The sequence below is a fragment of the Streptomyces sp. NRRL F-5126 genome, from assembly GCF_000721265.1.
Taxonomy (GTDB): Bacteria; Actinomycetota; Actinomycetes; order Streptomycetales; family Streptomycetaceae; genus Streptomyces.
Genome location: NZ_JOFZ01000004.1, coordinates 568,956 through 587,268, shown reverse-complemented (window position 1 = coordinate 587,268; position 18,313 = coordinate 568,956). Strand labels below are relative to the sequence as shown.

General features: G+C 72.4%; 16 protein-coding genes. 9 read left to right on the top strand and 7 right to left on the bottom strand.

The genetic code is table 11. The annotated features are described in order from the left end of the window. Positions 1-95: 95 nt before the first annotated feature. On the bottom strand, positions 96-2,258 hold the full coding sequence (locus IH48_RS0111105; RefSeq protein WP_234434209.1) for a glutaminase family protein: 2,163 nt from the start codon (positions 2,256-2,258) through the stop codon (positions 96-98). A gap of 779 nt (positions 2,259-3,037) precedes the next feature. On the opposite strand from IH48_RS0111105, the gene IH48_RS0111100 reads away from it, so the two are divergent. The 7 genes from IH48_RS0111100 (at position 3,038) to IH48_RS0111070 (ending at position 10,434) form a co-directional block, all read left to right on the top strand. Then, positions 3,038-4,153: an ABC transporter substrate-binding protein gene (locus tag IH48_RS0111100; RefSeq protein WP_030902387.1), complete on the top strand. Its 1,116-nt coding sequence runs from the start codon at positions 3,038-3,040 to the stop codon at positions 4,151-4,153. A 154-nt stretch (positions 4,154-4,307) separates the two neighbouring features. Beyond that, a complete protein-coding gene (locus IH48_RS0111095; RefSeq protein ID WP_051839538.1) occupies positions 4,308-5,924 on the top strand; it encodes a sugar ABC transporter ATP-binding protein in 1,617 nt (538 codons plus the stop codon). Next, positions 5,921-6,886, top strand: a complete 966-nt coding sequence (locus tag IH48_RS0111090) for an ABC transporter permease (RefSeq protein ID WP_030902382.1) — start codon at positions 5,921-5,923, stop codon at positions 6,884-6,886. The genes IH48_RS0111095 and IH48_RS0111090 overlap by 4 nt, the downstream gene beginning before the upstream one ends. Further along, entirely contained in the window at positions 6,883-7,896 is a 1,014-nt protein-coding gene (locus IH48_RS0111085) for an ABC transporter permease (protein WP_030902379.1), read from the top strand. The genes IH48_RS0111090 and IH48_RS0111085 overlap by 4 nt, the downstream gene beginning before the upstream one ends. Positions 7,897-8,002: 106 nt before the next feature. Then, positions 8,003-9,025 (top strand): LacI family DNA-binding transcriptional regulator, encoded by a 1,023-nt coding sequence (locus IH48_RS0111080; RefSeq protein WP_030902376.1) that lies wholly within the window; start codon positions 8,003-8,005, stop codon positions 9,023-9,025. Positions 9,026-9,099: 74 nt separating this feature from the next. Then, positions 9,100-9,807: an SDR family NAD(P)-dependent oxidoreductase gene (locus IH48_RS0111075; RefSeq protein ID WP_030902374.1), complete on the top strand. Its 708-nt coding sequence runs from the start codon at positions 9,100-9,102 to the stop codon at positions 9,805-9,807. A 123-nt stretch (positions 9,808-9,930) separates the two neighbouring features. Beyond that, entirely contained in the window at positions 9,931-10,434 is a 504-nt protein-coding gene (locus IH48_RS0111070; protein WP_030902373.1) for an FBP domain-containing protein, read from the top strand. A gap of 61 nt (positions 10,435-10,495) precedes the next feature. Here the strand turns inward: IH48_RS0111070 and IH48_RS0111065 are convergent, their stop codons facing one another. Both IH48_RS0111065 and IH48_RS0111060 read right to left on the bottom strand, forming a co-directional pair. Further along, positions 10,496-11,221 (bottom strand): class I SAM-dependent methyltransferase, encoded by a 726-nt coding sequence (locus IH48_RS0111065; RefSeq protein WP_030902372.1) that lies wholly within the window; start codon positions 11,219-11,221, stop codon positions 10,496-10,498. A 41-nt stretch (positions 11,222-11,262) separates the two neighbouring features. Then, the gene (locus IH48_RS0111060; protein WP_030902371.1) at positions 11,263-11,970 is read right to left on the bottom strand and encodes a TetR/AcrR family transcriptional regulator; all 708 of its coding nucleotides are present in this window, start codon (positions 11,968-11,970) and stop codon (positions 11,263-11,265) included. Positions 11,971-12,075: 105 nt separating this feature from the next. On the opposite strand from IH48_RS0111060, the gene IH48_RS0111055 reads away from it, so the two are divergent. After that, entirely contained in the window at positions 12,076-13,200 is a 1,125-nt protein-coding gene (locus IH48_RS0111055) for an FAD-dependent oxidoreductase (protein WP_030902370.1), read from the top strand. A 44-nt stretch (positions 13,201-13,244) separates the two neighbouring features. Here IH48_RS0111055 and IH48_RS0111050 read toward each other — a convergent pair whose 3' ends face one another. From IH48_RS0111050 to IH48_RS0111035, 4 genes are all read right to left on the bottom strand, one after another. After that, a complete protein-coding gene (locus IH48_RS0111050; protein ID WP_030902369.1) occupies positions 13,245-14,717 on the bottom strand; it encodes a sialate:H+ symport family MFS transporter in 1,473 nt (490 codons plus the stop codon). An 84-nt stretch (positions 14,718-14,801) separates the two neighbouring features. Next, a complete protein-coding gene (locus IH48_RS0111045) occupies positions 14,802-15,539 on the bottom strand; it encodes an N-acetylmannosamine-6-phosphate 2-epimerase (RefSeq protein ID WP_078849615.1) in 738 nt (245 codons plus the stop codon). Continuing rightward, positions 15,536-16,513, bottom strand: a complete 978-nt coding sequence (locus IH48_RS0111040) for an ROK family protein (protein WP_234434208.1) — start codon at positions 16,511-16,513, stop codon at positions 15,536-15,538. The genes IH48_RS0111045 and IH48_RS0111040 overlap by 4 nt, the downstream gene beginning before the upstream one ends. Continuing rightward, complete coding sequence (locus IH48_RS0111035) at positions 16,510-17,466, bottom strand: dihydrodipicolinate synthase family protein (protein ID WP_030902364.1); 957 nt, start codon at positions 17,464-17,466, stop codon at positions 16,510-16,512. Before IH48_RS0111035 ends, IH48_RS0111040 begins: the two co-directional genes overlap by 4 nt. Before the next feature lie 135 nt (positions 17,467-17,601). Between IH48_RS0111035 and IH48_RS0111030 the strand changes: the two genes are divergently transcribed. Further along, positions 17,602-18,303: a FadR/GntR family transcriptional regulator gene (locus IH48_RS0111030; protein ID WP_030902362.1), complete on the top strand. Its 702-nt coding sequence runs from the start codon at positions 17,602-17,604 to the stop codon at positions 18,301-18,303. Positions 18,304-18,313: the final 10 nt, after the last annotated feature.

Sequence of the window (18,313 nt, the reverse complement as noted above, 5' to 3'; positions counted from 1 at the left end):
CGTGCCCGCCCGCGCCCAGGGCCCCGCCCGCGATCAGGTAGCGGGCGGGGCCGCCGGTCGGCACCGGCTCGGTGCCCGGCGCCAGGAGCACGGCCTCAGTAGCGCAGGCTCAGCAGCGCGAACACGCCGCCGATGACCGGGCGCGCCTTGAATCCGCCGCTCGGCCTGTCGTCGATCGTGTCGTACCAGTCGCTGAAGGGCACCCGGCTGGGCGTGGTGTGCGCGAAGTCGTACAACGAGTCGATCAGGTAGTCGCGGACCGGGTGGTCGTGCAGCCAGGCGGCGGTCCACATCTCCCAGTCGCCCTTGGTGTAGGAGTGGCGGATGTCCAGCGGGATGCCGTACTGGTTGGCCCGGCTGAGGTACCAGTCGCCCTCGGCCTTGGCGACCTCGCGCGGGATGAGGTTCAGCTTGAGCAGCTGGTCGGGGTAGCCGTTGTACTTCAGGCTCCACGTACCCGGCTGGTCGTAGGCCAGCTTGAGGTGGCGCGCGTCGGCGTCCTGGGCCTTGTCGACCCACTGCGCGATGTAGCTCTTGGCCGTGGAGAGGTAGCTCGCGGCATCGGCGGTGTTCCCGGCCACCTTGGCGATCTTGCTCATGGCGCCGATGGCGAGGATGCCCTTCAGCGCGAGGTTGACGCTGTGCCCGATGAACCCGGTGAAGTCGTCCGTCTGGTTCTGGTACGCGGGGTCGAGCGCGTTGGCCACCAGGTAGTCGGCCCACTTCTTGAGGATCGTGTAGTGGCCGGTGGCGAACGTCTTCGCGTTCCCCGCGGACGTGCGGTCCAGGTATGCGGCGGACATGATGATGGCGTTCGCCGACTCCTCGACCGGCATGTCCTCCTCGTTGCCGTCGTTGTGCCCGGCGGCGTCGGGGTAGTGGCTGCCCAGGTCGTGCTCGGCGAAGTCCTTGGGCCAGCCGCCGTTCTCGGCGTAGTCGAGCATCGGCGCGAGCAGCAGCCCGAGGTACTCCGGGTCGGTGACGAGGAAGGCCGGTACGCCGGGGTACGTGACGTCGAGCGTCGACATGTTGCCGTCGGAGGAGATCTCCTTGAGGAACGCCCACGGCTTGCCGTTGCGGCTGACGAGCTCCGTGCCCGCGTACGCCTGGCGCAGCGCGAGCGCGCACAGCGCCGCGTAGCGTGCCCCGCCCGCGGCGGTCGCCTCGCGCCGGATGCGCCGGTCGAGGGAGGCCGTGCGGTGCTGGGCGCCCGGCAGGTCGGCGTGGAAGTCGCAGACCATCGACTGCCAGGTGTCCCAGTGCGATCTCCACAGCGGGGGCAGACGGTCGCCGAGGTACGCGACGGCCGGCTCGCGGACGTGGCCGATGGAGAGCACGGCGCTCTCCTTGCGGGACGCGACCGTGCCGAGGTCGAAGTGGTAGGCGAAGACGGGCCAGTGGTCGTTGATGGCCCGCGGCTGGTCGCCGTCCGAGGTATCGGCCAGCTTGCCGTCCCCCAGCGCGGCGGGCCGCACGGTGGTGTCGGGGCCGATCTGCCAGGTCAGTCCCGGACGGTCGGTGGCGCTGAACACCACGCTGCCCCAGGTGGCCATGTCGTTCTTCTCACCGATGACGGTTGGGTCGGTCGGCGTGCATGACATCGTTGTCAGCGATGCTCCGCCGGCGCCGTTCACCTTCTCCTGCTTCCACCCGATCTTCGTTCCGGCGTCGCCGCTCGCCCACTCGCCCGAGATGTCGAAGTAGAGGCCGACCTTGTGCCGATGCCCGTCGGTGGAGCGGACGTCGGCCGTGATGTACGACAGCGGCACGGACTGCCTGCGCAGGTCGCCCGGCTCGACCGGGGACAGGAAGGTGAGGGTCAGCTCGACGCCGCCACCGGTCAGGACGTAGACGGACCTGGTCGCCGTCACCGTCAGGGACTTCTGCACCATGCCGCGCGGCGCTGGGCTGTCGACGGCGGGATCGCCGAGGAAGAGGAAGTTGTCCCCGTCCACCGTCGCGTAGCCCACCATGGCCGTGGTGCGCCCCGTCCAGAAGCCGGGCCAGGTGCCCGCCAGGTTGTCGTCGGCGCTCCACGTGCTCAGGTAGGGCGACCGCACGGCCAGCGGCACGGCCGGGGGCCTGACCGGGTCGAAGGCGGGGAGAGCGGCCGTGCCGTTCCTCCCGGCGGCGGCCGGGGCGCCCTTCGGTGTCGCCGCGAGCGCGCTCTGGGGAAGCAGAGCCGCGCCGGCCGCGCCGAGGCCGGCCGCGCCCGTCCAGCGCATCAGGCCGCGGCGGCTGAGGCCGTCGCCGTTCACGGGTGTGCCGCCTTCACGGGCGGCATCGGGGGAATCGGCCGGGTCGGCAGGGTCGTGACGGAGCGACATCTTTTCCTCCACTTGTCCTGGGCCGGGGGCCGGGCGTGCCGTGCCCGGCCCACCGGGCCTGTCCAGGCGGCCGCAGCACGGGTGCGGCCGCCTGAGGTGGTACGGCGATGGTGCGGCGGCCGCTCTCGGTGGGGGCAGGAGCAGTGGTTGCCGCGGAGCCTGCCGGGGCGCGGGCGGGGAGAACGGCGTTGATCGCCATATGCCCCGTTGCGCCCCGGCGTCGATACAACGTTGGAAAACGATGGGGCAGCCAGCATGAGAGCACGGCGCGTCGGCCAGTGTCCAGGGGTGCGACACCGGCAACTACCCCGTTTTTACCTGAGCGCAGTCCGGATCCCGGCGTCCCGGAGCCGCCGATTCCGGGCTCGGGACCATGCTTTTTGCTCTCCGACGCACTCCCAAGACGTCTGCCGTCCGGGGTCGTTGCTCACGGTGGACGGCCCGGCGGGCAGCGGTGGCGGCAACGCGCCGGCGCCGCGTGCCGCGCGGGCACGAAAACGTCCTCCGGTGCGCCGCACTTTTCCGCATCGGCAACTTCCGGGTCGCACAGTTCCCTTGACACCCCGTGCGACGTGACGCAATCTCCTCCTTACATCGTTGGAACGACCCGTCGTCACCACACCGTCGGGGCCGTTCCCGGGCGACGTGCGCCTCCGGCGCTCCCGGCCCCCTCAGCCCTCTCCCCGCATCGACGAGGATGTGATCCGCGCATGAACGCCTTTCCCCGGGCCAAGGCCACGGCCGCCCTGGTGATGACCGCCGGTCTCTGCCTGGCGGCCTCTGCATGCACCAACTCGGGTACGTCGAACTCCGGTTCGTCCAGCAGCAGCCCGGGCGCCACGAGCAACAAGGCCGCGGAGCAGAAGGTCGTCTCCTCCGGCTCGTCCGGCCCGTCCTGCACGTACAAGTCGTACGGCGGTGGCGTGCCGAAGCTCGACATCACCGACGGCAAGACCGTGGTGGGCTTCTCCCAGTCGGAGTCGACGAGCAACCCCTTCCGTGCGACCGAGACGAACAGCATCACCGCGCAGGCGAAGAAGCTGGGGGTCAAGCTGATCCAGCGCAACGCCAACGCGGATGTCAACGCCCAGAACTCGCAGATCGAGGACATGATCGCGCAGGGCGCCAAGGTCCTCATCGTGGCGCCGGAGAACTCCGACGGGCTCGGCCCGGCGCTTGCCAAGGCGAAGGCGAAGAAGATCCCGGTCCTCACCATCGACAGGACGGCCGCCGGATCCGCCTGCACCGACTTCATGTCGTTCGTCGGCTCGAACTTCTACGGCCAGGCCCAGACCGCGGCGGACGACCTGGCCGCGGCGACGAGCGAGAAGGCGAAGGTCGCCATCCTCACCGGCACTCCGGGCAACAACGTGACGACCGACAGGACCAAGGGCTTCAAGGACCGCCTGAAGGCCAAGTACCCGAACATGAAGGTGGTCGCGTCGCAGACGGGCAACTTCGCCCAGACCGACGGCCAGAAGGTGATGGAGCAGTTGCTCCAGGCGCACCCGGACATCGACGCCGTCTTCACCGAGAACGACGAGATGGCGCTCGGTGCCCTCCAGGCGATCCGCTCGGCGGGCAAGACCCCGGGCAAGGACGTCAAGGTCGTCACCATCGACGGCATCAAGCAGGTCGTGCAGGACGTGTCCGCGGGCGGTGTCGTGGCCGACATCGAGACGAACCCCCGGTTCGGCCCGCTCGCGTTCCAGGCGCTGCAGGACTTCTACGGCACCAAGGGCGTGCAGGCCAAGGTCATCATCCAGGACGGCCACTTCACGCAGAAGAACGCCAAGCAGGCCCTGGACCAGGGGCTCGTGTACTGACGACCGCGCCCGAACGCACACGTCCAGGCACCTGACCCGGCCGGCTCCCCCCGACCGGCTCAGCCCGGCCCGGCCTCGGCTCGCACCCGGGGCCGGGCCGATCGTCCCGTCCGGCGCGGCCAGGACGGCGGCAGTTCCATGCGAGGAGGAGAACATGGCCCAGGAGGACGAACAGGCACCGGCGGCGCCCGCCCCGGTGCTCGAAGTCGCCGGTGTCACCAAGAGCTTCGCGGGCGTGCACGCGCTGCGCGACGTCGACTTCGCCCTCCGCCCCGGCGAGGTGCACGCGCTGGTGGGCGAGAACGGCGCGGGCAAGTCGACGCTCATCAAGGTGATGACCGGCGTGCACCGCCCCGACTCGGGCGCGGTCCGCTTCGAGGGCGCGGCCCGGGAGTTCCGCAACCCGCTGGAGGCGCAGGCGGCCGGAATCTCCACCATCTACCAGGAGGTCAACCTCGTACCGCTGATGTCCGTCGCCCGCAACCTGTTCCTCGGGCGGGAGCCGCGCCGTTTCGGGCTGATCGACCAGCGGCGGATGAACCGTGAGGCGGCCGCCGCGCTCGGACGCTACGGCGTCCACGTCGACGTGACGCGTCCGCTGCGCACTCTCGGGCTCGGCGCCCAGCAGATGGTGGCACTCGCACGCGCCGTCCAGGTCGACGCGCGCGTCGTCGTCATGGACGAACCGACCTCGTCACTCGAACCGCGCGAGGTCGAGACGCTCTTCTCCGTCATCCGCGGCCTGCGCGAGCGCGGCATCGCCGTCGTGTACGTCAGCCACCGCCTCGACGAGCTGTACGCGATCTGCGACCGCGTCACCGTCCTGCGGGACGGGCAGCACGTGCACACCGGGAGGATGGCCGACCTGCGGCGGCTGCAGCTCATCTCCATGATGCTGGGCCGCGAGATGGCCGCCGTGCGCTCCGGGGGCACCACGGCGTTCGACAGCGCGCGCCACGAGCAGGCCGGGACGGAGCCGGTCCTGCGCGCGAAGGGGCTCAGCGTCCGCCACCGGGTGCACGACGTGTCCGTCGATGTGCGTCCCGGCGAGGTCGTCGGCCTCGGCGGCCTGCTCGGCGCGGGGCGCAGCGAGACGGCGAAGGCCGTCGTCGGTGCGCTGGCGACCGACGCGGGCACGGTCGAGGTCGACGGCAGGCCGATGAAGCGGCGCAGCCCCGCGGCCGCCATCAGGGCGGGCGTGGTGATGCTGCCCGAGGACCGCAAGGCGGAGGGCATCATCCCGAACCTGTCGGTCCGCGAGAACATCTCGCTGGCGGCACTCCCCCGGCTGTCGCGGGCGGGCATCGTCTCCCGGGCGAAGCAGGACGAGGTGGTGCGCTTCTTCATGGACCGGCTGCGCATCAAGGCCTCGAGCCCGGACCAGAAGGTCAGCGACCTCTCCGGCGGCAACCAGCAGAAGGTGCTGCTCGCCCGGTGGCTCTGCCTCAGCCCCAAGGCCCTGCTGCTCGACGAGCCGACCCGGGGCATCGACGTCGGCGCCAAGGCCGAGGTGCAGGCCCTGATCGACGAACTGGCCGCCGACGGGCTCGGCGTGCTGCTCATCTCGTCCGACCTGGAGGAGCTCATCGAGGGGTCCGACCGGGTCGTCGTGCTCAAGGACGGCCGGGTCGTGGGGCACTTGACGGGGGACGAGGTCGGCGAGGAGCAGCTGATGACCGCACTCGCCGCGGCGGACCCGCAGGCGGACGCCGGCGCGCTCCCCGACTCCGCCCCCGGCACCCCGCCCACAACGAAGGAGTCCCGCCGGTGAGCGCAGAGACCCTGCAGACCCCCGCTTTCGACCGCGACCGGGCGCTGCGGCTGCTCCAGGAGTACGGCGTCTACGCGGCGCTGATCGTCCTCGCCATCGTCGCGGTGGGCCTCGACAGCCACTTCCTGTCGGCCGACAACCTGCGCGTGCAGCTGTTCCAGGTCTCTCCGACGCTGCTGGTGGCGCTCGGCATGGCCCTGGTGATCGGCACGGAGGGCATCGACCTGTCGGTCGGCGCGGTCATCGCGCTGTCCGCGTCCGTCCTCCCGCTGTACCTCGGCTACGGCCTGCCCGCCGCACTGCCGGTCGCGCTGCTGCTCGGCGCGGCGTCGGGCGCCGCGGGCGGGGCCATGGTGGCGCTCACCCGGGTGCAGCCCATCGTCGCCACGCTGTCCCTGATGATCGGCGTGCGCGGCCTGGCCGAGATCGTCAACGGCAACTCCGCCAAGCCGGTCAGCCAGGCCGGGGCGCTCGACCTGGGCACCGGGGCGCTCGCCGGCGTCCCGTACATGGCGTGGATCGCCGCGGCCGCCGCGGTGCTTACGGCCCTGCTGGTGCGCCGCACCACCTTCGGCAGGCAACTGGTGGCCGTGGGCGACAACCGCACCGCGGCCGGCCTGTCCGGCCTGCCGGTGCGCCGCGTGCTGATCACCGTCTACGTGATCTCCGGCGTGCTGGCCGCGCTGGCGGGCGTGCTGATCGTGGGTCACGGCGCGGAGGCGGATCCCGCGAACCAGGGCATCAACATGGAGCTCAACGCCATCACCGCGGTCGTCGTCGGCGGCACACCGCTCAGCGGTGGCCGCGTACGCGTGCTCGGCACTGTGGCGGGGGCGCTGTTCATGCAGCTCATCACCGCTGTGCTGACCCAGCACAACGTGCCCAACTCGTACACCCAGATCGTCGAGGCCGTCATCATCTGCTTCGCCGTCTACGCGTCCCAGGAGCGTGGTACCCGATGAGCGCCAGCCTGAGTTCGGCCGTCACCCCGGGGCCGCCGGGGCCCGGGCAGGACCTGCGCGCCCCGGCGCGCGAACGGCTGGCCGGCCGCCTCCAGCAGCACGGCGCACTCGCGGTCCTCGTGCTGGTCGTGATCATCGCATCGGCCACCTCGTCGGCGTTCCCGACCTGGGCGAACGTCAGCAGCATCCTCGGCGGCAACGCGTTCGTCTGGCTGCTGGCTCTCGGAATGACGTTCGTGATCATCACGGGCGGGATCGACCTCTCGGTCGGCTCGATGTACGCGCTCGGCGGGGTGCTCGGGGCGGAGGGCTCGCGCGCCGGCACCTGGCTGGCCATCCTGCTGCCGCTGGCCGTGGGCGCGGCCTGGGGCACGATGCAGGGCCTGCTCGTCGCGCGGGCGAAGATGGCGCCGTTCATCGTCACCCTCGCCGGGCTGCTCGGCGCACGCGGACTGCTCCAGGCGCTCACCCACGAAGGATCGAAGACCTACCTCGTTCCCAAGGGGTCGTTCTTCCGCCAGCTCGGCGGCGGCACCTGGGTGCCGGTGCTGATCGTGGCCGCGCTGTTCGCGCTCGGCGCGCTGCTGCTCACCCGTACCCGCTTCGGCGCGAACCTCACCGCGCTCGGCGGGAACGAGAACGCGGCGCTGCTGATGGGGCTGCCGGTCCAGCGCACCAAGGTCCTCGTCTACGTGCTGTCGGGCACACTCGCCGCGGCGGCGGGGGCACTGGGCGGCGCCCGGCTCGGCTCCGGCGTCACCACCATCGGCGTCGGCTACGAACTGACGGCGATCGCCTCGGTGGTGATCGGCGGCACGCTGCTGACGGGTGGCAGCGGCTCGGTGGGCGGAACGGTCAGCGGCGTCCTGCTGCTCGCCGTGATCCACAACCTCATCGACCACTACTTCTCGCAGTACGGCTCGGCCTTCACCGACGCCGTCAACGGCGCCTTCCTCGCCCTGGTGGTCCTGTTGCAGACGGTTCTCAGCAGAACCCAGAAACTACCGTGACCCGTTCCTGAGCGCCGCTCACGGCGCGGGAAACGGCGGGCCCGCCCGCCGCGGCAGCGCAGCACAGCATCCGGGCCCCGCGGCCCGGCCCAGGACAAGGAGCGCCGTGGGCGTCAGCCTCAAGGATGTCGCGCAGCGAGCGGGCGTATCGGTGAAAACCGTGTCGAACGTCGTCAACGACTTCCCCCATGTCACAGCCAGTACGAGGGCCCGGGTGCAGCGGGCCATCGACGATCTCGGCTACCGGCCCAATCTGAGCGCGCGCCATCTGCGCAAGGGTCGCACGGGCATCATCGCGCTGGCCGTCCCCGAACTCGGCAACCCGTACTTCGCGGAGGTCGCGGGCGCGGTGATCGACGCGGCCGTGCGCCACGAGCACACCGTGCTGCTCGACCACACCGCGGGGCGGCGCGAGCTGGAGAACCTCGTCTCGCAGGGGTTCCGTTCGCATGTCATCGACGGCCTGATCCTCAGCCCGATCGAGCTGGAGAACGAGGACCTGATCGCCCGTCCCTCGGGGCCGCCGATGGTCCTTCTCGGCGAGCGCCAGTACGACGCGCCGTACGATCACATCGCGATCGACAACATCGCGGCCGCGAGGACCGCCGTACGCCACCTCCTCGACCTGGGCAGGCGCCGCATCGCCTTCCTCGGCGCACGGCACGAGAGCGAGCGCCAGCCCGCCCATCTGCGCCTGCAAGGGTGGCGCGCGGAGATCGAGGCGAACGGCATGACGCCGCCCGAGTCGCTCGTCGTCGCCACGGACGGCTACGGGCGCCGTGACGGCGCGGTCGCGATGGCGGCGGTGCTCGACCGGGGCGAGCGGCCCGACGCGGTGTTCGCGTACAACGACATGATGGCGCTCGGCGCGATGCGCACACTCTACGAACGCGGGTTGCGCATCCCCGAGGACGTCGCCGTGGTCGGCTTCGACGACATCGAGGAGGGCCACTACGGGGCGGTGTCGCTCACCACCATCGCCCCTGACAAGGCGGCGATCGCGGAGCTGGCCGTGGAGTGCCTGGTCGCACGGATCACGACGCCTCCGTCTCCCTCGGACGAGCCGCGCCGCATCCATCCCCCGTACCGGCTTGTGGTGCGGGAGTCCACGCGCGTCAGGCGGGGCTGACGCCAGGTGGTACTCGCGGTCCCAGGAAGACGGGACGCCTGGCCGGCCGCGGCTGCGCGCCGCAGGGTGGAGCCATGACGACAACACTGATCACCGGAGCGAACAAGGGTCTCGGCTTCGAGACCGCACGCAGGCTCGTCGAGGCGGGACACACCGTCTTCATCGGCAGCCGTGACGCGGAGCGCGGGCGGCGTGCCGCCGAGGAGCTGGGGGCGCGGCTCGTCGTCCTCGACGTGGCCGACGACGCCTCCGTGGAAGCCGCGGCTCGGACGGTCGAGGCCGCCGGCGGGCTCGACGTGCTGGTCAACAACGCGGGGATCGAGCAGCGCGGCGCGGGCAACACCGTGACCGATGCGGCCGGCACGACGGCGGACGTGGTCCGGGAGACGTTCGAGACCAACGTGTTCGGCACCGTGCGGGTCCTGCACGCGTTCCTGCCGCTGCTGCGGCGTTCGGCCGCGCCCGTCGTGGTCAACGTGAGCAGCGGCCTGGCCTCGCTGGCCGGGCTCTCCACGCCGGGCACGCCCGCCTACGGCTATCCGGGGGTGGCCTACCCGGCGTCCAAGACGGCCGTGAACATGATCACGGTGCAGTACGCGAAGGCCTTCCCCGAAATGCGGATCAACTCGGTCGAGCCCGGGTTCACGAAGACCGACCTGAACGGGAACACCGGCCTGCAGACGGTCGAGGAGGGCGCGGGCATCATCGTCCGCATGGCGCAGGTGGGCCCCGACGGGCCGACGGGCGGCTTCTTCGACGCTCAGGGCCCGCTTGCCTGGTGACGGCGCGAGCCCGCCGTGCGGCGGATCGCGGGTGCCGGTGCGGTCCGGTCCGGTCCGGTCCGGTCCGGTCCCGGCCGATATTGCGATGCGAGCCGGTCAGGCCGGTACCTACAGTGGGATCCCGTGGAACCACTCACCGAGAAACAGATCCGCTCGTCGTTCGTGAACTGCACGAAGGGCGAGGCGACGCGGCTGCGGCTGCCCCTCGACTTCGCCGGCCTGCCCTGGGGGGATCTGGACTTCCTCGGGTGGGTGGACCCCGGGGCCCCGCTTCGGGCGCACCTCGTGATGCCCGGGGCACAGGGGCCGTTGGGCATCACGCTGCGTGTGCCGTCGGTGAGCCGTACCAGTGCGGTCAAGTCGAGTCTGTGCCAGATCTGCCTGACCGGCCATGCCTCTTCCGGTGTGACCCTGCTGGCCGCCCCGCTCGCGGGCGCGCGCGGCCGTGAGGGCAACACGGTCGGCATCTACGTGTGCGCGGACCTCGCGTGCCCGCTGTACGTGCGCGGGAAGCGGCAGCCGAAGCTGCGCGCGGGACGGTACGAGGAGTCGCTGACGCTGGACGAGCGCCTGGCGCGCATGGCGGGGAACCTGGACGCCTTCGCCGCGAAGGTCACCGCCGACTGAACCTCGCGCGGGCGCACGGGGGACGCCGGGGCGCGGGGGCGCGAGCGTTTCGCCGGCGGGCTCATGGCCGCCGCGCGACGAAGACGAATTCGCGGCCGGGGCGGTCGGGCGCGTCGCGGACGTCCTCGACGACGTACCCGTGAGCGGTCAGGTCGGCCTCGATCTCGTCCCGTTGGCGGAACCGGAGCGTCGAGCGCGACGTCAGCGTCCGCCCGTCAGCCACGAACACGTAACTCCACAGGAACGTCACCAACGGCCCGTTCACATCGAGGAGCTGGACCCAGCTCTCGACGGCGCCCACGCCGGGGACGTCCGTCACGCTGCGGGAGGCGTCGCGGTTCCACTCCCGCCAGGCGCGCCCGGCGGGGTCCCGGGTCTCGAAGATCAGGCGGCCGCCCGGCCGCAGTGCCGCGTGGACACCTCGCAGTGTGTTGTGCCAGTCGCCGGGGCGGGCGATGGCCTGGGCGACGTTGGCGGTCATCGTGGCCGCGTCGACCCGTAGTCGCGGGAGCGCCGTCGCGTCCCCGTGTATCCACCGCACGCGCCCGGCGCCCGGCTTGCCGCGTGCCACGGCCAGCGACGCCTCGGCGGGGTCGAGGGCGACGACCTCGACCCCGCGCTCCGCCAGGAGCAGGGCGAACACCCCGGTCCCGCACCCCACATCCAGCACGCTGCGCGCCCCGAACTCCCCCACCGCGCCGACGTAGGCGTCGAGATCGCCGCGGTCCGGGTCGAGCGCGTCGTAGATCGCGGCGAGTGCCGCGTCCCGGAACTCCTCGTCAGCCATGGGGCTCACGGTACGGGCCCGGGACCTCGGTCGGCGGATGATTATGCGGTGTGCGAGCGGCCTGCGTCGATGCCGGCGAGCAGGAGATCGATGCCGGCCAGGTACTGCTCGCGGTCGTCGTGCGCGCGCGCCTGGTCCGCGACGGCCCGGGTGAACGGGTAGTCGTCGGGGTCGAGCCTCTTCCACGCCGCCGACACGGTGCCGAGGAACTCGCCGCGGTCCGCCCCGGGACCGAGGGCGCGGGCGCTCTCGGTGTTGGCGACGTTCTGGCCCGCGGCGCCCAGGATGTAGTGCATCAGCGCCGAGGCCGCCGTGAACCAGCCGGCCTCGGGCACGCCCAGCGCCCGCACGTGCCGGCCGATGCCCTCCAGGATCCGCGGCGCGACCGTTCCCCCGGGACTGCGGGAGAGCTGCGTCGCGAGCTGCGCGGCGATCCACGGGTGTTCCTCGGTCGCGTCGAACAGGCGCAGGGCGACGGCACGGATCCCGTCCTCCGGATCCTGTGACGCCTCGCCGGCGCCGGCCACGGCGCCCGCGACGACGGCGTCGGTGGCGGCGGTGAGCAGTTCGTCCTTGTTCGCCACGTGCCAGTAGATCGCCCCTGGCCCGGTGGCGAGTCGCTCCGTCAGCGCCCGGAATGTCAGCCCGCCCTCGCCCGACGCGTCGAGCAGTTCGACGGCAGCCTTCACGATGCGCTCGCGGGAGAGCGCCTCTGTGCGCCGCTGTGACCGGCGTGTCCGCGTTGCCATGCGGCAAGTTTGACATATCTGGTACGCCGTTCCAAGAATGGAACGACATACCAGAGAGGGTTGGCCGGGCCTGCCCGGCCAGCTCCGGACTTCCGGAGGTTCACCATGCGTACGCACGTCACGATCATCGGTGCCGGTCTCGGCGGCCTCACGCTGGCCCGGGTCCTGCACGTCCACGGCATCCCGGTCACCGTCTACGAGGCGGAGCCGTCGCCGGCGGCCCGCGCACAGGGCGGGATGCTCGACATCCATGAACACAACGGCCAGCCGGCCCTGCGGGCGGCGGGCCTGATCGACGCGTTCCGCGGCCTGGTGCTGGAGGGGCGCGAGGCGACACGGGTCCTCGCCCCGGACGGGACCGTGCTGCACGACGAACCCGACGACGGCACGGGTGGACGCCCCGAGGTACTCCGCGGCGACCTGCGGCAGCTCCTGCTCGGCTCCCTCCCGGACGGCACCGTCCGGTGGGGCCGCAAGGTCAGCGGCGTCCGGGCCCTCGGCGGGGGACGCCACGAGGTGGCGTTCGCGGACGGCACCACGGTGGAGACGAGCCTGCTGGTCGGCGCCGACGGCGCGTGGTCACGGGTGCGCCCGCTGCTCTCCCCCGCCACCCCCGAGTACGCCGGCACGTCGTTCGTCGAGACGTACCTGTACGACGCGGACACCCGCCACCCGGCCGCGGCGAAGGCGGTCGGCGACGGCGGGATGATGGCGCTCGCGCCGGGGAAGGGCATCCAGGCACACCGGGAGAGCGGCGGCACGCTCCACACCTACGTGGCACTGCGCAGGCCGAAGGACTGGTTCGCCGGGATCGACTTCACCGATCATGCCGCGGCCGCCGCCCGGGTGGCGGCCGAGTTCGGCGGCTGGGCACCCGAACTCACCGCACTGATCACCGACGGCGAGACCGCGCCGGTCCTGCGCCCGCTGCACACCCTGCCCGCCGAACACCGGTGGAACCGGGTGGCCGGGGTGACCCTGCTCGGCGATGCCGCCCACCTCATGGTCCCGTCGGGCGAGGGCGCCAACCTGGCCATGTACGACGGCGCGGAACTTGGAGGTGCCATCGCCGCGCACCCTGACGACGCCGAGGCCGCGCTCGCCGCCTACGAGCGCGAGCTGTTCCCCCGCAGCGCCGCGGAGGCGGCCGAAGCCGTTCTCCTCCACGAGGCCATGTTCGGCGAGGACGCGCCCCGCGGCCTGATCGACATGTTCACGGGGCAGGAGTAGCCCAGGACCTGGAGCTCCACTGCGGTCCCCGAACGCGGCGGACCCTACCCGCGGGCGGCCGGCGCGCCCGCCGTTGATCCTGCGGCGTCCGGCGCGGGCTCGGCCGCCAGGTGGTCGCGGACCTCGCCCGGCGTGACCAGGCGCTGCAGCCGGCCGGGCACATCGAAGCCGACGAGGGCGACCACCACGACCGTGCCCACCGCGGTCAGCACGGCGAGCGCGGTGCCCAGCTTCATGCCGTCGGCCAGCCGTGCGCCGAGCACCGGGGCGACCGCCCCGCCCAGCGCACCGACGTTGTACGTGAAGCCGAGGCCCGCGGCGCGCGACTCGGTCGGGAAGTGGCCGCCGATGTAGCGGGGCAGCAGGCTGGAGATGCCGAAGCTCAGCGCTTGGAGGACGAAGAGCAGGACACCCAGCAGGGGCAGGTTGTCGTGGGTGGCGAAGACCGGGTAGACGAAGATCAGGGACGCGAGCAGCGTGAAGGCGTAGGCCTTGACCGTGCCGATCCAGTCCCCGAGGAAGCCGGCGAGCCAGCAGCCGGCGACGGTGCCGAAGCCCGCGTAGAACAGGACATCGGTCACCTGGCCCGTCGAGTAGTGCAGCTGGGTCTTGAGGTAGGTGGGCAGCAGCGCCTGGATGGGCCAGCTGTACATGAAGGCCACGAAGATCGTGACCATCAGCGACAGGTAGAGCAGCCAGCGGCGTCCGCCCAGCTGGACGGCGAAGGCGGCGAGGCAGAGACCGGCGACGACGGACAGCGGGAGCGTCAGGCCGCCCGCGTTCGACGTGAACACGCAGAAGAGGGAGACGGTGGCCAGCACGGCGAGCACGACGTTGACCGTGGCGAGGGCGGACGTCCGAAACAGCGGTCGGAAGGGGTTGGGGCGCGCGCCGCGGTCGGCGACCCGCTCCTGCCACTCGTCGGCCTCGGGCAGCGCGCGGCGCACCCACAGCGCGATGAGGATCGGGACGAGCCCGATGTAGAACATCCACCGCCAGCCGAGGTTGGGGACGACGACCTTGTACGCCTCGGCCGCCATGACGGTGCCCACCGAGTAGCCGGAGATCAGGAATCCGCTCGCCTTGTTGCGCATCCTGGCGGGCCAGCTCTCCAGCACATAGGTGGCGCTCGCCCCGTACTCGCCCGCCATGCCCATGCCGATAGCCAGGCGCGCGGCGAACAGGCTGGTGTAGTTCCAGGCGAATCCGCAGGCCAGCGTCCCGAGTGTGTACAGCAGGATGCTGAAGATCATGGAGTACTTGCGGCCGAAGCGGTCACCCACGGCGCCGAGCACGGCGCCGCCGAGCCAGCGCGTGATGAACGCGGCCGAGACCAGGCTCGCGGACTCGACGGTACTCAGGTGGAAGTCGTGGGCGATCTCCGTGAGGACGAGCGTGATCAGCACGAAGTCGAAGCCGTCGAGTACATAGCCGAGCCAGGCCGCGAAGAACGCCTTCCAGCGGCGGGCACCGAGCTCGCGGTACCACGGTGGCGGTGTGGTGGTGGGGTTGTGCATGTCTCTCCATGGTCCAGCCGCCGGATGCGGCGGTGGCTGGATGAGCGTAGGGGACGGGGAAGCGCCGCGGGAAACGGTGCGGGGTCAGCGGGCGTCCGGCGCGAGGGCCGCCGTGAACCTGGCGGTGATGGCGCCGGGCGCGGTGATGGCGGTGCCGACGACGACGGCGTGGGCGCCGCGGCGCAGCGCCTCCGCCGCCTCATCGGGCGTGCCGATCCTGCCCTCGGCGATGACCGGCAGGTCGGTCCTGCCGGCGAGTTCGGCGACCAGGCCGAGGTCGGGGCCGCTCCCCCGGTGCTGTCCCGGGACGTATCCCGACAGGGTGGTGGAGAGCAGGTCCGCGCCCGACCGCTGCGCGGCGATGCCCTCCGCGGCGGTGGAGATGTCGGCCATCACGAGGCCGCCGTCGGCGTGGACCGCGGCGACGAGGTCCGCGAACGTGCTGCCGTCCGGGCGCGGCCTGTCGGTGGCGTCGGCCGCGACCACCGCCGCGCCCGCCGCGCGTACCGCCATCGCGTGGCGCACGGTGGGTGTGATGTAGACGCCCTGGTCGCCGTCCTTCCACAGGCCGATCAGCGGCAGCGGTACGGCCGCCGCGATGGCGGCGACGTCGTCGGGCCCGTTGGCGCGGATGGCGACGGCGCCGCCGGCCTGCGCGGCGCGGGCCATCCGCACCATCGTGGCGGTGTCCCGCAGGGGGTCACCAGGAGGGGCCTGGCAGGAGACGATGAGCTGTCCCCTGAGCGCGGAGACCAGCGCGGCGGCCGTCTCGGAGGCATCCTGCGCGGAGGCGTCCTGGGTGAGTGGGGCGGAAGGTTTCATCGGGCCTCTCCGGTGTGCGGGGCGTGCAGGGGCGCGGTCGCGGTGAGAGCCGCCGCGCCGAGGACGGGTGCGTCGGGGCCCGCGAGCGGCGGGCGCGGGACGAGGGAGTCCGCCGCCGAACGCAGGGGCTCGATCAGTTCGGCGGCGAAGGCGGCGCGCAGCGGCGCCCAGTACGGGCCTCCGATGCCGGTGACACCGCCGCCGACCACCACGTGGCCGGGGCCGAGCGCGTTGGCCAGGCCGCCGAGCGCCCGGCCGGCGGCGGTGGCTCCGGTGGTGATCGCCTCGGCCGCGGGGCGGTCTCCGGCGGCCGCGCGTCGCGCGACCTCTTCGAGCGATGCCGGTGTCCCGCCGGCCAGGCGGGCGTACAGGGCCGCGATCCCGGGACCCGCCGCCACCGCCTCCAGGTGGCCGGCCACCCCGCAGCTGCACGGCAGCCCGGCCGCCTCGGGGCTCGGCAGGTGGCCGAGGTGGCCGGCGACTCCGGCGGATCCGCGCAGCATCCGGCCGCCCGCGACGACGGCGCCGCCCACCCCCGTGCCGACGGACAGGTGCAGCAGCGACGCGCCGGGCTCTTCCAGGGCGGCGTACTCGGCCGCCGCGGCGGCACGGACGTCGTTGTCGCAGGCGACCGGGCAGCCGGTGCGGGCGGCGAGGAGCGGGGCGAGCCGTACCCCTGACCAGCCCGCGATGGTGGAGGTCGCCGCGCGTACGGTTCCGGCCTCCGGGTCGACGACCCCGGCCGCGGCCACCCCGACGGCGCACGCTTCGGTGCCGCCGCGGACGGCGGCGGCCGCATGGGCGAGCGCGTCGAGCACGGCGTCCGCGCCCTCGGTCGCCGGGGTGGGGCGGCTGTATCGGGCACGTACCGTCCCGTCGGGGGCGACGAGCGCCGCGGCGATCTTGGTGCCCCCGAGGTCGAGGCCCACCACGGGCCCGGCCACGGGCGCCGCCGCGGGGCGTGCGAGGCTCACCGGGCCGCGCCGAGTCCCGCGTCCGCGAGGAGCTTCGCCACGCGCGCGACGGACGCGTCGTCCAGCGGGATCTGCGGGAACGCGGTGTCGTGCCGGTCAATCACCCCTTGCAGCCGCAGCGCGGCCTTGAAGGCGCCGAGCGCGGACGACGATCGGCCCATCCGGTCCTCCGGGCCGGCGTCGACGATCGCGAAGAGCGCGACGAGCCGCTCCTGTTCGGCGGCGGCGCGCTGCCAGTCGCCACCGCGCGCGGCGTCGTAGAGCCGTACGTACGCGGCGGGGTCGACGTTGCCGAGGCCGGGGACGACACCGTCGGCGCCGCACAGCAGGGCCGCGTCGACGGTCAGTTCGCCGCCCGTGAGCACGCTGAACCCGGGTGCGCCCCGGCCCGCGCGGTCGGGGCCGCCGAGCGCCGTCATCAGGCGCCGCAGACCGCCCTCGTCGCCGCTGCTGTCCTTGACGCCGGCGAGCGTGCCGTCGAGGGCCAGCTCGCGCACCAGGTCGGCGGAGAGCTTGCTGTGGACGGAGACCGGAATGTCGTAGGCGAACAGCGGGAGGTCGCACAGCTCGCGGATCCTGCGGAAGTGCGCCGCGATCTCCAGGGGGTGGGTCCTGGTGTAGAAGGGCGCAGTGGCGACGATGGCGTCCACGCCGGCGTGGGCCGCCGCCCGCGCGTGTTCCAGCACCCGCGGCGTGGTGGTGTCGATGACGCCGGCCAGCACGGGGACGCGCCCGGCCCCGGCGGACACCACCGTTTCGAGGACGGTGCGCCGCTGGGCGTCGGTGAGGTAGGCGACCTCACCGGTCGAGCCGAGCGCGAACAGGCCGTGCACGCCGCCGCGGACGAGGTGTTCCACGAGCCGGGTCAGCGAGGCCGTGTCGACCTCCCCCTCCGCGTCCAGGGGGGTGCAGACGGGGGGAACGACGCCGCGCAACGGGGCGGGCAGTGCCATGAGGTGCTCCAGCGTGAGTGACCGAGGGGATGTAGAACGTAGGATGTCCTATCTGTGAGCTAAGGTAAGCCGACGTTGGCGCATCCGGTCAAGGGCCGGAGGCCATCGAAAGCCGAAAAGCGGAAGGGAGCGCCGATGAGCAGGCCGAGCAGGTCCGAGGACGCCCGGGCGCAGATCAAGCAGCTGATCCTGGACCGCCGGCTGGCCCCTGGCGACCCGCTTCCGACCGAGACCGAGCTGATGAAGCTCCTCGACATCAGCCGCAACTCGGTGCGCGAGGCACTCAAGGCGCTGCAGGCCATGCGGATCGTCGACATCCGGCACGGCTTCGGCACGTACGTGGGGAGCCTCTCCCTCGATTCGCTCGCCGAGGGCATCGCCTTTCGCGCGGCCGTGCGCCACCACCAGGGCGAGGCCGGGCTGTACGAGCTGATGGCCGTGCGCGAGGCGCTGGAGTCCGGCCTGATCAGCTCGGTCGCGGGAGCCCTGCCACCCGGCGACCTCGCCGCCCTGCGGTCCATCGTGGACACCATGCGGCAGGAGGCCGAGCAGGGCGGCGTCGCCCCGGCGACCGACCGGGCGTTCCACGCCACGCTCTACGGGATACTCGGCAACCACCTGCTGAGCGAGGTGCTCGATGCCTTCTGGTCGGCCATGAACCAGGTGCGGGCCGAACTGCACGGCGGCCCGTCGGACCCCCTGTCGACGTGGAAGCAGCACCAGGCCATCGTCACCGCGCTGGAGACGGGCGACCGGCAGCGGGCCGCGGAGACGATGCACCGTCACTTCGACGACCTGCGCACGCTGCTGAGCGCCGAGGCGGCACCGGCGAACTGACCTCGGGCAG

Coding starts and splice junctions, on each gene's coding strand:
- IH48_RS0111100 (WP_030902387.1), top strand. CDS start 3,038: ATGAACGCCTTTCCCCGGGCCAAGGCCACGGCCGCCCTGGTGATGACC.
- IH48_RS0111095 (WP_051839538.1), top strand. CDS start 4,308: ATGGCCCAGGAGGACGAACAGGCACCGGCGGCGCCCGCCCCGGTGCTC.
- IH48_RS0111085 (WP_030902379.1), top strand. CDS start 6,883: ATGAGCGCCAGCCTGAGTTCGGCCGTCACCCCGGGGCCGCCGGGGCCC.
- IH48_RS0111075 (WP_030902374.1), top strand. CDS start 9,100: ATGACGACAACACTGATCACCGGAGCGAACAAGGGTCTCGGCTTCGAG.
- IH48_RS0111065 (WP_030902372.1), bottom strand. CDS start 11,221: ATGGCTGACGAGGAGTTCCGGGACGCGGCACTCGCCGCGATCTACGAC.
- IH48_RS0111060 (WP_030902371.1), bottom strand. CDS start 11,970: ATGGCAACGCGGACACGCCGGTCACAGCGGCGCACAGAGGCGCTCTCC.
- IH48_RS0111055 (WP_030902370.1), top strand. CDS start 12,076: ATGCGTACGCACGTCACGATCATCGGTGCCGGTCTCGGCGGCCTCACG.
- IH48_RS0111050 (WP_030902369.1), bottom strand. CDS start 14,717: ATGCACAACCCCACCACCACACCGCCACCGTGGTACCGCGAGCTCGGT.
- IH48_RS0111045 (WP_078849615.1), bottom strand. CDS start 15,539: ATGAAACCTTCCGCCCCACTCACCCAGGACGCCTCCGCGCAGGATGCC.
- IH48_RS0111035 (WP_030902364.1), bottom strand. CDS start 17,466: ATGGCACTGCCCGCCCCGTTGCGCGGCGTCGTTCCCCCCGTCTGCACC.
- IH48_RS0111030 (WP_030902362.1), top strand. CDS start 17,602: ATGAGCAGGCCGAGCAGGTCCGAGGACGCCCGGGCGCAGATCAAGCAG.